Genomic DNA, 12,022 nt, shown 5'->3' with positions numbered 1-12,022 from the left:
ATGCTCGACCGTCACTCGTTGTTCTGGAAGCTGGCCATCCTGCTGGTGGGCTTCTGCCTGCTGATGATCGGCCTCAGCTACACCTGGGGCCGGCACATGGAAACCCAGGACGCCTTTCTTTCGGTGCCGGCGCGGCAGGTGTTGCAGGGCTATGCCAGCGAGGCCGAGCAGGCCTGGCGCAGCGGCGGGCGGGCAGGGCTGGACCGCTGGCTGGCGGCGATGCGCCAGCGCGAACACGGTTGGGTTGGCGTGTTCGACCTCAACCTGCGGCCACTCGACAGCGCCAGCCTCGACCCGCAGACCATGCAACGCTTGACCCGCCTGCGCGGTGTCGACTGGCCGATGAGTCAGCGCACCGTGGGGCAGCCGTGGCTGCGCATACCGTTTCCGGGGGCAGCGGAGCAGGGCCTGCTGGTGATCGAACTGCCGCAGCGCTTCAACCCCGGCCAGCACCGGCTGTTATGGCGGGTCGTCACCAACGGCATCATCCCTGGCCTGTTCACCCTGCTGCTGTGCGTGGGGCTTTACCGCATGCTGATCGTGCCGTTGAACCAGTTGCGCGAGCAGGCCAACGCCTGGCGCGCCGACCAGCTGTCGGCGCGCCTCGACTCACGTACCATCGCCCGCCACGACGAACTGGGCGAGCTGGCCCGCGCCTTCGACCAGATGGCCGAGCGTTTGCAGGGGACGGTGGCGATGCAACAGCAGTTGCTACGCGACCTGTCCCACGAAATGCGTACGCCGCTCAGCCGGCTGCGCGTGGCCTGCGAGAGCGAAACCGACCTGCCACGCCTGCGTGAACGCTTGTCACGGGAGCTGGGCTGCATGCAGCAGCTGGTCGAAGATACCCTGCAACTGGCCTGGCAGGATGCCGAGCGCGCGCCGATGAACCTGGAGCCGATCGAGGTCCACGCCTTGTGGGAGTTGCTGGCCGAGAACGCCAGTTACGAGAGCGGCTGGTCGCTCGCGCGGTTGCGCTGCGAGGTGCCGGCCGGCTGCTGGGTGCTGGGCAACCTCAATCATCTGGCCCAGGCGCTGGAGAACCTGTTGCGCAATGCCATTCGGCATTCACCGACCGAGGGTGTGGTGCGCTTGGGCGGGCAGCGTGACGGCAGCCATTGGCGGCTGTGGCTGGAGGATGAAGGTGGCGGCGTAGGTGAAGACGACCTGGAGCGAATCTTTGCGCCGTTCTCTCGGCTGGACGGCTCACGGCCTGGGGATGGGGGCTTCGGCCTGGGGTTGAGCATCGCCCGCAGTGCCATTCAGCGCCAGGGCGGGACCTTGTGGGCGGAGAATGGCAAACGTGGGCTGCGGTTGTGGATGCGCTTGCCGTTACATGCAGCGGTGGCCCAACAGCCAGCGCGTTCCCTGTAGGAGCGGCCTTGCGTCGCGATGGGGCGCGCAGCGGCGCCGGCAATTCAAGCGGCGAAGCGGCAACCTTGGGCCTTGCGCCCCATCGCGACACAAGGCCGCTGCTGCAGGCGGCACAACAGGCGCATATAGCCTGTAGCTATATTCATCACAGATTGCGTGATATGGCCGCGAAGGGTTTGCCGGTATGATAGGCGCCCCTGCCGTCCGGATTGTGAAATACGCCATGACCTTGCAGTACCCAACCATCGCCGATTGCGTCGGCAATACGCCTCTGGTTCGCCTGCAGCGCATCGCTGGCGAAACCAGCAATACCCTCCTGCTCAAGCTCGAAGGTAACAATCCTGCCGGCTCGGTGAAGGACCGCCCGGCACTGTCGATGATCACCCGCGCCGAACTGCGCGGCCAGATCAAGCCCGGCGACACCCTGATCGAAGCCACCTCCGGCAACACCGGCATCGCCCTGGCGATGGCGGCGGCGATCAAGGGCTACAAGATGATCCTGATCATGCCTGACAACTCCACCGCCGAGCGCAAGGCCGCCATGACCGCCTACGGCGCCGAGCTGATCCTGGTGACCAAGGAAGAGGGCATGGAAGGCGCCCGTGACCTGGCCGAGAAGCTGCAGGCCGAAGGCCGTGGCCTGGTGCTGGACCAGTTCGCCAACGGCGACAACCCGATCGCCCACTACACCAGCACCGGCCCGGAGATCTGGCAGCAGACCCAGGGCAGCATCACCCATTTCATCAGCTCCATGGGCACCACCGGGACCATCATGGGCTGCTCGCAGTACCTCAAGGAACAGAACCCGGCGGTGCAGATCATCGGCCTGCAGCCGATGGAAGGTTCGGCCATCCCGGGTATCCGCCGCTGGCCCGAGGAGTACCTGCCGAAGATCTTCGACGCCACCCGCGTCGACCGTGTGGTCGACATGTCGCAGCAGGAAGCCGAAGACACCACCCGCCGCCTTGCCCGTGAAGAGGGCATTTTCTGCGGCGTGTCTTCCGGTGGTGCGGTCGCGGCCATGCTGCGCCTGTCCCGCGAGGTGGAAAACGCCACGATGGTCGCGATCATCTGCGACCGTGGCGACCGTTACCTGTCCACCGGCCTGTTCGACCTGAGCTAAATGTCCAAGAAAAAAAGCAACAGCGGCCTGCGCTTCCAGCCGGCCGGCGGCAACCGTACCCCCCAGGTACCCGTGGGCAAGAAGCAGCGGCTGGACATCGAGCGCCTGGCCGGTGACGGCCGGGGTATCGCCTTCTTCGAGGGGCGCATCTGGTTCGTCAGCGGCGCCCTGGCCGGCGAAGCCGTGGAGGCGCGGGTGCTCAATGCCCGCGGCAAAGTGGTCGAGGCCCGCCTGGAGCGGCTGCTGCAGGCCAGCCCGGAGCGCCGTGAGTCGCCTTGCCGGTATTACGATCGTTGTGGTGGCTGCAACCTGCAGCACCTGCCGCACGAGGCGCAACTGGCGCTCAAGCAGCGCACCCTGGCCGAGCAACTGCAGCGGGTCGCCGGCGTGCAACCCGAAGAGTGGGCGCCGCCGCTGAGCGGGCCGGAATTCGGCTACCGTCGCCGCGCCCGCGTGGCGGTGCGCTGGGATGCCAAGGCACGCCAACTGCAGGTGGGCTTTCGCGCCGAAGCCAGCCAGGACATCATTGCCATCGACGATTGCGCGGTGCTGGTACAGCCCTTGCAGTCGATTCTGCGCCATTTGCCGACTGTGCTGCGTTCCTTGAGCAAGCCGCAGGCGCTGGGCCATGTCGAATTGTTCAGCGGCACTGCCGAGGCGCTGCTGGTGCGCCATGTCGCGCCGTTGCCAGCAGAAGACCTGGCCAGGCTGCAAGCGTTCTGCGAGCAGGCCAAGGCGCAACTGTGGCTGCAAGGCGAAGGTGAGCCGGCACCGCTGCAGCCGGCTGCGCAACTGGGCTTCGCCCTGGCACCATGGCAGCTGGAACTGGCCTGGCGCCCGGGTGACTTCGTGCAGGTGAATGCCCAGGTCAACACGGCAATGATCGAGCAGGCCCTGGCCTGGCTTGCACCGCAGGCCGACGAGCGTGTGCTGGACCTGTTCTGCGGCCTGGGCAACTTCGCCTTGCCGCTGGCGCGCCAGGCGCGCGAGGTGGTGGCAGTGGAAGGCGTGCAGGCCATGGTCGATCGGGCCGCAGCCAATGCCCGGAACAACAATGTGCATAACGCACGGTTTTTTCAGGCCGATTTATCGCAGCCTTTGGCAGGCACCGGATGGGCCGCCGAGGGCTTTTCTGCGGTACTCTTGGATCCACCGCGCGACGGTGCTTTCGAGGTGGTGCAAGGCATCGCCCGCCTCAAGGCCAGAAGGCTGGTCTACGTATCGTGCAATCCGGCCACGCTGGCGCGAGACGCCCAGGTGCTGGTCGGCCAGGGGTACCGGTTAAAAAGGGCCGGGATTCTCGACATGTTTCCTCAAACGGCGCATGTCGAGGCCATGGCGTTATTCGAAGCGGGCTAGCTGACTGGCCCCTTGGTGCGGCTTTCAGGGAATGGCAGCCGCACGGTGATCGCCAGCGCGCCCGCGTGGTGCGCTGTATGGAAAGGTAAAACAAAGATGGTACAGGTGAGAGTGCACCAGCCGGTCAACACTGACGGCAGTATCAATCTCGAAGCATGGTTGGACCATGTGGTGAGCGTCGATTCGGCACTGGATCGCGCAGCGCTGAAAGAGGCCTGCGAGTTCGCCCATGAAGTCGAGAAAAAAGGCAATCCGGCCAAGCATTCCTGGGCGGACGGGACGTCCAGCTTCCAGGCAGGCCTGGAAATCGCCGAAATCCTCGCCGACCTCAAGCTCGACCAGGATTCCCTGGTAGCGGCGGTCATCTACCGCTCGGTGCGCGAGGGCAAGGTGACCCTGGCCGAGGTCAGCCAGCGTTTCGGCCCGGTAGTGTCCAAGCTGATCGACGGCGTGCTGCGCATGGCGGCCATCAGCGCCAGCCTCAGCCCGCGGCAGTCGCTGGTGCTGGGTTCGCAGGCGCAGGTCGAGAACCTGCGCAAGATGCTCGTGGCCATGGTCGATGATGTGCGCGTGGCGCTGATCAAGCTGGCCGAGCGCACCTGCGCGATCCGTGCGGTCAAGGCCGCCGACGACGAGAAACGCCTGCGTGTTGCTCGCGAGGTGTTCGACATTTATGCACCGCTGGCGCACCGCCTGGGCATCGGCCACATCAAGTGGGAGCTGGAAGACCTGTCCTTCCGCTACCTCGAGCCCGACCAGTACAAGCAGATTGCCAAGCTGCTGCACGAGCGGCGGCTGGACCGCGAGCGTTTCATCAGCGACGTGATGAACCAGCTGCAGAACGAGCTGTTGGCCACCGGCGTGAAGGCCGACATCAGCGGGCGGGCAAAACATATCTATTCGATCTGGCGCAAGATGCAGCGCAAGGGCCTGGAGTTCAGCCAGATCTACGACGTGCGCGCAGTGCGCGTGCTGGTGCCGGAAATCCGCGATTGCTACACCGCACTGGGTATCGTGCACACGCTGTGGCGGCACATTCCCAAGGAGTTCGACGACTACATCGCCAACCCCAAGGAAAACGGCTACCGCTCGCTGCACACCGCGGTGATCGGCCCCGAGGGCAAGGTGCTGGAAGTGCAGATCCGTACCCACGGCATGCACGAGGAAGCCGAGCTCGGGGTTTGCGCCCACTGGCGCTACAAGGGTACCGACGTCAAGTCCAGCTCCAACCATTACGAAGAGAAGATCTCCTGGCTGCGCCAGGTGCTGGAATGGCACGAAGAACTGGGCGACATCGGTGGCCTGGCCGAGCAGTTGCGGGTCGATATCGAGCCGGACCGGGTCTACGTGTTTACCCCTGACGGCCATGCCATCGACCTGCCCAAGGGCGCCACCCCGCTGGACTTCGCCTACCGCGTGCACACCGAAATCGGTCACAACTGCCGCGGCGCCAAGATCAACGGGCGCATCGTGCCGCTCAACTACAGCTTGCAGACCGGCGAACAGGTCGAGATCATCACCAGCAAGCACGGCAACCCCAGCCGTGACTGGTTGAACTCCAACCTGGGCTACGTCACCACCTCGCGTGCGCGGGCCAAGATCGTGCACTGGTTCAAGCTGCAGGCACGCGACCAGAACGTTGCTGCCGGCAAGACCCTGCTCGAGCGTGAACTCAGCCGCCTGGGCCTGCCGCAAGTGGACTTCGAGCGCCTGGCCGAGAAGACCAACGTCAAGACCGCCGAAGACATGTTCGCCTCGCTCGGCGCCGGCGACCTGCGCCTGGCCCACCTGGTCAACGCGGCCCAGCAGTTGCTTGAGCCTGAGCGCATCGAGCAGATCGAACTGGTGCCGCGCAAGCCTACCGGGCCGCGCACCGGCAAGCGTGGCGACATCCAGATCCAGGGGGTCGGCAACCTGTTGACGCAGATGGCCGGCTGCTGCCAGCCGCTGCCGGGCGACGCCATCGTCGGCTACATTACCCAGGGCCGTGGCGTGAGCATCCACCGCCAGGACTGCGCCTCGGTGCTGCAGCTGGCGGGCAAGGAGCCCGAGCGCATGATCCAGGTCAGCTGGGGGCCGATCCCGGTGCAGACCTACCCGGTGGATATCGTGATACGAGCCTACGACCGCCCGGGCCTGCTGCGCGACGTGTCGCAAGTGCTGCTGAACGAGAAGATCAACGTGCTGGCGGTGAATACCCGCTCGAACAAGGAAGATAACACCGCATTGATGTCGCTGACCATCGAGATTCCCGGCCTGGACGCGCTGGGGCGCCTGTTGGGGCGGATCTCGCAGTTGCCGAACATCATCGAGACGCGGCGTAATCGTACGCCTTGAGACTGCGGCGCCTGCTTCGCGGGGCGGGTTGATCCGCGAAGCAGCCACCACCGAAGGACCTGCTTAGATGACCTACACCCTTGACGACCTGCTGCACCTCATGGCCCGCCTGCGCGACCCGCAGTACGGCTGCCCATGGGACCTGCAGCAGAACTACGCGAGTATCGTCGCGCACACCATCGAAGAGGCCTACGAGGTCGCCGACACCATCGAGCGCGGCGATTTCGAGCACCTGCAAGGTGAACTGGGTGACCTGCTGTTCCAGGTGGTGTACTACAGCCAGCTGGCCCGCGAAGAAGGGCGCTTCGAGTTCGCTGGCGTGGTCGACAGCATCACCCGCAAGCTCATCCGCCGCCACCCGCATGTGTTCCCCACCGGTGAGCTGTATGCGCCGGTGGACACCCCCAGCTTGAGCGAGGCCCAGGTCAAGTCACGCTGGGAAGAAATCAAGGCCGAAGAGCGTGCGGAAAAGAGCCAGCCCGAACAGTTGTCGCTGCTCGACGATGTACCCGCGGCATTGCCGGCGTTGTCGCGTGCCGCCAAACTGCAAAAGCGCGCGGCCACCGTCGGTTTCGACTGGCCTGAGGCATTGCCGGTGCTGGACAAGGTCCGCGAGGAACTGGACGAAGTGCTGCAGGCCATGGCCGACGGCGACGCCGATGCGCTCGAAGATGAAATCGGCGACCTGCTGTTCGCCAGCGTCAACCTGGCCCGCCACCTCAAGCACGACCCTGAACATGCCCTGCGCCGCGCCAACCGCAAGTTCGAACGGCGTTTTCGCTTCATCGAACAGGTGTTGCGCGACAGTGGGCGCCCCATCGAAGATTGTAGCCTTGACGAGCTGGACACCCTCTGGGGTGAAGCCAAGCGTCAGGAAAAGAACCTGCCCAGCTGCGGCTGAGCTGTTGCATAAGTGAGTGAACATTCATGAGCCTTTCCCTTCGCGACCAATTGCTCAAAGCCGGTCTGGTCAACCAGAAACAGGTTTCCCAGGCCAACAAGGCCGAGAAGAAACAGAAACGCCTGGAGCATAAAGGCCAGGTCGAGGTGGACGACAGCCAGCAGCGCTTGGCCAAGGAAGCCATGGCCGAGAAGGCCAAGCGGGACCAGGAGCTGAACCGCCAGCAGCAGGAAAAAGCCGAGCAGAAGGCCCGGGCGGCGCAGATCAAGCAACTGATCGAAGCCACCCGCCTGCCCAAACTGAACACCGAGGACTACTACAACTTCGTCGACGACAAGAAGGTCAAGCGTATTGCCGTCAACGCCCTGATGCGCACCAAGCTGAGCAACGGTGCGCTGGCCGTGGTGTCGTTTGGCGGTGGTTACGAGGTCATTCCCCGCGAAGCGGCGGTGAAGATCCAGGAGCGTGACCCCAGCCGTATCCTGCTGCTCAACACCCATGTCGAGGAAGCGGACGAGGACGACCCGTATGCGGCCTACAAGATCCCGGACGACCTGATGTGGTAAACAGCAAAAACCCCGCCTTGGCGGGGTTTTTCATGGGTAGCGGGGTCACTGCGTGGTGCGCTGGTTTTCCAGGTTTTCCAGCTCGGCCCGGTACTGGTGCGCTTCGTGCTCGTTGTGGAACATGCCCACCAGTTGGCCTTGTTGGTGCACATCCCAGATCCGCACACCTGCGGCCAGGCCTTCGTGGGACATTTTCGATTCGTCGCGTTCGGTTACTTGGACTGTCATCGGTAAACTCCACTGCTTGAGTTGGCTGCGACAAGCTGTCGCACGTCCTCTTTATAGAGTTTGTTAGCAGGCTAAGTAAATAAAACAGCCATGAAACAAGTTTCATCAACAGCCCCTGGGCCTGTTGGTGCGCTTTTGTAGGAGCGGCCTTGTGTCGCGATGGGGCGCGCAGCGGCCCCAGGATCTTTGCCTTGACGCAAGATTGCCGGGGCCGCTCTGCGGCCCATCGCGGCACAAGGCCGTCGGTGCAAGGCAGGCAGAAAAAAGCCCCGCTCAAGGCAGGGCTTCGGGTGCTTAAGGCAGTGCGGCTCAGTTGCCCTTGACCGGTTTGCCATCGACCGTGCCATCCTGCAGCACGATCACGTACTCCTTGCCATCGGTTTCCACCTGGCGCAGCTGCACCAGCAGGTAATCCCAGTTCTTGGCGAACCACAGCTCGGTGATGCGCTTGCTCTGGCTCGGGTCACGTACACGCTCGACCTTGACCGCATCGACCTGGCCGGTCTTGGTGGTGACCTTTTCGGTGCCCAGGACGCGGAAGTCGTAGGTGTCGATCTCGTCACCGTCAACCACCTGGTAGGTCATGCTTTTCTTGCCAGCGGCCACGTCATGCTGCAGGGCCAGCTGGTAGGACGACTTGTCCAGCACACCACGGTTCAGCGGCAGGTTGATGGCGTCGCCACGATCGCTGCCGGTGACCTTCTTGGCGTTCCAGTCGAAGTTCAAGTCGACCTTCTTGGCCTTGCCCAGGCCGCCGCGCTCGAAGTGATACTGCTGCGGCAGCAGGGTATCGTTGTCCATGCGCAGGGTGCTTTGCTCGGTCAGGCTGGCGATCATCATGGAAGCCTTGAAGTTAAGGTCCCAGGTACCGTTGGCATTCTTGACCAGGCTGCGTTCGGCGGTGCCGCTCATGGGCAGTTGCTTCCAGTCGGCGGTGTAGCTGGCCGAGAAAGGCTTCAGATCAGCTGCCTGGAGGGGCAGGGCGAGCACGGCGAGAGCCAAGAGCAGGGCGCGACGCATAAATTCTCCTAGGATCGAATCAGGTGACCGCTGGCCGCCAGGGGTTGGCCATCCAGTAATGCGCCGTGTTCGCCAAGACGCAAGCGCCCTTCAGCGTACCAGCGCACCGCCAGCGGGTAGATCAGATGTTCCTGGCGGTGTACCCGCTGGGCCAGGCTTTCGGCGGTGTCGTCAGGCACCACCGGTACTACAGCCTGTACGACCAATGGGCCGCCATCGAGTTCCTCAGTCACGAAGTGTACGCTGCAGCCGTGTTCGGCGTCGCCTGCCTCCAGCGCCCGCCGATGGGTATGCAGGCCCTTGTACTTGGGCAGCAACGACGGGTGGATATTGAGCAGGCGGCCTTGGTAGTGACGCACGAAGTCACCACTGAGGATGCGCATGAAACCGGCCAGCACCACCAGGTCCGGGGCAAAACCGTCGATGCGCGCCATCAGCGCGGCATCGAAGGCTTCACGGCTGTCGAACTGGGTGTGCTCGAGCACGACACTGTCGATGCCGGCTGCCGCGGCGCGTTGCAGGCCGTAGGCGTCGGCGCGGTTGGAAACCACCGCGCGGATGCATACCGGGCTGTCCTGGCCTTGGCAGCTGTCGATCAACGCTTGCAGGTTGCTGCCGGAGCCCGACAGCAGTACCACTACATTGCAGGTCTTGCTTGGCATCAGTGTGCCTTGAGGTTCTGCAGCTCGACCTGGGCAGCGCCCTCGGCGGCTTCGGCGATGTGGCCGATCACCCATGGCTGCTCACCGGCGGCGCGCAGTTCGTTCAGTGCAGCTTCTACCTGGTCCTGGGCGACACAGATGACCATGCCGACGCCGCAGTTCAGCACGCGGTGCATTTCATGCTCGTCGACGTTGCCTTTTTCCTGCAGGAAGTCGAACACCGCCGGGCGCTGCCAGCTGGCCACGTCGATGACCGCCTGGGCGTTGGCCGGCAGTACGCGCGGGATGTTGTCCAGCAGGCCACCACCGGTGATGTGGGCCATGGCCTTGACCGCGCCGGTGTTCTTGATCAGCTGCAGCAGCGGCTTGACGTAGATGCGGGTCGGCGCCATCAGCAGGTCGGCCAGCGGCTTGCCGTCCAGCTGGGTGTTCTCGATGTCGGTGGCGGACACTTCAAGGATCTTGCGGATCAGCGAATAGCCGTTGGAGTGCGGGCCCGAGGAGGGCAGGGCGATCAGCGCGTCGCCGGTGGCGACCTTGGAACCGTCGATGATCTCGGCCTTTTCCACCACGCCGACGCAGAAGCCGGCCAGGTCGTAGTCTTCGCCTTCGTACATGCCCGGCATCTCGGCGGTTTCACCGCCGACCAGCGAGCAGCCAGCCAGTTCGCAACCGGCGCCAATGCCGGTGACCACGGTGGCGGCCACATCGACGTTGAGCTTGCCGGTGGCATAGTAGTCGAGGAAGAACAGCGGCTCGGCACCGCACACCACCAGGTCGTTGACGCACATGGCGACCAGGTCCTGGCCGATGCTGTCGTGCTTGTTCAGGTTCAGCGCCAGGCGCAGCTTGGTGCCGACACCATCGGTGCCGGAGACCAGCACCGGTTGCTTGTAGCCGGCCGGGATCTCGCAGAGGGCGCCGAAGCCGCCCAGGCCACCCATGACTTCAGGGCGTGCGGTGCGTTTTGCCACGCCCTTGATGCGTTCGACCAGTGCTTCGCCGGCGTCGATGTCTACACCGGCGTCCTTGTAGCTCAGGGAGGGTTGCTTGCTCATTGATCCAGGCCTTTAGGAGGGAGGGATTCTAAAAAAACGACCATGACGGCCAAGGCCGGCTGGTAGGCGGCGGCTGCCTGAAACGTCAGTGGTCTGTGAAGGCGCGCGATTTTATCAGGGTTGCCGGGCAGCGGCCATCCTCAGGCCGACGGGCAGGGCGGTAATTGTTGAAAAAAGCCTGAGGGTGGTTGATGCGGTTGCATATGTATAAGCTGCAAGCAACGGGCTTCACGCTGCGCGACACGCCAGCCTGGCGCTCGGCCTGCTTTTTCTTGCAGCGTCAGGCTTGCGGCCTGATGCTCGACTGGACAGGAATCCTCCATGCGTTTGTTCAATATTCTGGCAGCCGGTTGCCTGGCCCTGATCTCGGCCACCGTCCAGGCTGAAAATGTCGCTGGCCTTTACCAGGTACGCGAACCGGTCACCGGGCCGGGCGCCGAAGCCCGCGCAGCGGCTACCGCCAAGGCGCTCGACACCCTGGTGCTGCGCCTGACCGGCGACCCCAAGGCGGCACAGAACCCGGCACTGGCCGAGCTGCGCAAGGACCCGCAGCAAATCATCAACCAGGTCGCCAGCGAAGCCGGGCCACCCGAGTCGGTGCTGGTCGAGTTCGACCCCGGCAGTACCGAGCGGGCCCTGCGCAAGGCCGGCCTGGCCTTGTGGGGCAGCAACCGGCCATCGATCCTTGGCTGGTGGCTGAACGACAGTGCCGAAGGCAGCAGCCTGGTTGGCGACGGCCAGGCCAGCGCCGAACCGCTGCGCCGCGCCGCCCAGCACCGTGGCTTGCCGCTGCGCCTGCCGCTGGCCGACCTGCAGGAGCAACTGGTGGCCAACGCCGAGCATATCGAGGGCGGCGACCCGGCACCGCTGCGCGAAGCATCCGAGCGCTACGGCGCCGATGCCCTGCTGGCGGTGCATGCTCGCGAAGCCGACGGCAAGTGGCAAGGCAAATGGCAGTTATGGTTGGGCGACCAACGCGAGCAAGGCACCGCCGAGGGCGCCGACCCGGCAGCCTTGGCCGACGCCGTGATGCAGGCGGTCAGCGTCCGCCTGGCGCCGCGCTACGTCACGCGCCCCGGCGCCAGCAGCCAGTTGCAGGTGCAGGTGCAGGGGATGAATTTGCAGCGCTACGCCGAGCTGGCACGTGTGCTCGAACCCTACGGCCCACGCCTGCAGATGGCCGAGGGCAGCACCCTGACCTATGCGGTGACGGCCAACCGCGAACAGCTGCGGGCCCAGCTTGGCCTGGCCAGGCTGCAGGAGCTACCGGCCGAACAGGCACCGGCGTTGCCAACCCCGCCAGCTGCGGCTGCTGGGGCGGGCGTGCCACCCGCCGCGCCGGCCCAGCCTGCGCTGGCGCCGTTCGACGGCCTGCGTTTTCGCTGGTAAGGGGA

11 protein-coding genes are annotated in these 12,022 nt (G+C 64.6%); 7 read left to right on the top strand and 4 right to left on the bottom strand.

Going from position 1 to position 12,022, the window contains the following annotated elements:
• From JKP78_RS17445 to JKP78_RS17420, 6 genes are all read left to right on the top strand, one after another.
• Positions 1 to 1,374, top strand: coding sequence for a sensor histidine kinase (locus JKP78_RS17445; RefSeq protein ID WP_200627073.1), 1,374 nt, complete (start codon positions 1 to 3; stop codon positions 1,372 to 1,374).
• A 223-nt stretch (positions 1,375 to 1,597) separates the two neighbouring features.
• Positions 1,598 to 2,497, top strand: coding sequence for a cysteine synthase CysM (gene cysM, locus JKP78_RS17440; RefSeq protein ID WP_170028710.1), 900 nt, complete (start codon positions 1,598 to 1,600; stop codon positions 2,495 to 2,497).
• Entirely contained in the window at positions 2,498 to 3,856 is a 1,359-nt protein-coding gene (gene rlmD, locus JKP78_RS17435) for a 23S rRNA (uracil(1939)-C(5))-methyltransferase RlmD (protein WP_200627072.1), read from the top strand.
• Positions 3,857 to 3,952: 96 nt separating this feature from the next.
• Entirely contained in the window at positions 3,953 to 6,193 is a 2,241-nt protein-coding gene (gene relA / locus JKP78_RS17430; RefSeq protein ID WP_085626475.1) for a GTP diphosphokinase, read from the top strand.
• 67 nt (positions 6,194 to 6,260) lie between these two features.
• On the top strand, positions 6,261 to 7,094 hold the full coding sequence (gene mazG / locus JKP78_RS17425; protein ID WP_186689770.1) for a nucleoside triphosphate pyrophosphohydrolase: 834 nt from the start codon (positions 6,261 to 6,263) through the stop codon (positions 7,092 to 7,094).
• Between the two features lie 26 nt (positions 7,095 to 7,120).
• Positions 7,121 to 7,660, top strand: a complete 540-nt coding sequence (locus tag JKP78_RS17420) for a DUF2058 domain-containing protein (protein WP_170028713.1) — start codon at positions 7,121 to 7,123, stop codon at positions 7,658 to 7,660.
• 45 nt (positions 7,661 to 7,705) lie between these two features.
• On the opposite strand, the gene JKP78_RS17415 is transcribed toward JKP78_RS17420, so the two are convergent.
• The 4 genes from JKP78_RS17415 to purM form a co-directional block, all read right to left on the bottom strand.
• Positions 7,706 to 7,888, bottom strand: a complete 183-nt coding sequence (locus tag JKP78_RS17415; RefSeq protein ID WP_170028714.1) for a hypothetical protein — start codon at positions 7,886 to 7,888, stop codon at positions 7,706 to 7,708.
• Between the two features lie 309 nt (positions 7,889 to 8,197).
• The gene (locus tag JKP78_RS17410) at positions 8,198 to 8,908 is read right to left on the bottom strand and encodes a DUF3108 domain-containing protein (protein WP_170028715.1); all 711 of its coding nucleotides are present in this window, start codon (positions 8,906 to 8,908) and stop codon (positions 8,198 to 8,200) included.
• An 8-nt stretch (positions 8,909 to 8,916) separates the two neighbouring features.
• Entirely contained in the window at positions 8,917 to 9,570 is a 654-nt protein-coding gene (purN, locus tag JKP78_RS17405) for a phosphoribosylglycinamide formyltransferase (RefSeq protein WP_200627071.1), read from the bottom strand.
• A complete protein-coding gene (gene purM / locus JKP78_RS17400) occupies positions 9,570 to 10,628 on the bottom strand; it encodes a phosphoribosylformylglycinamidine cyclo-ligase (protein ID WP_186689768.1) in 1,059 nt (352 codons plus the stop codon). The genes purN and purM overlap by 1 nt, the downstream gene beginning before the upstream one ends.
• Before the next feature lie 321 nt (positions 10,629 to 10,949).
• Here purM and JKP78_RS17395 point away from each other — a divergent pair, with 321 nt between their 5' ends.
• On the top strand, positions 10,950 to 12,017 hold the full coding sequence (locus JKP78_RS17395) for a DUF2066 domain-containing protein (protein ID WP_186689766.1): 1,068 nt from the start codon (positions 10,950 to 10,952) through the stop codon (positions 12,015 to 12,017).
• The last annotated feature ends 5 nt before the right edge of the window (positions 12,018 to 12,022 follow it).

The sequence above is a fragment of the Pseudomonas sp. LAM2023 genome (genome assembly GCF_016620375.1).
Lineage (GTDB): Bacteria > Pseudomonadota > Gammaproteobacteria > Pseudomonadales > Pseudomonadaceae > Aquipseudomonas > Aquipseudomonas anuradhapurensis.
This window is presented reverse-complemented; position numbering and strand designations above follow the sequence as displayed.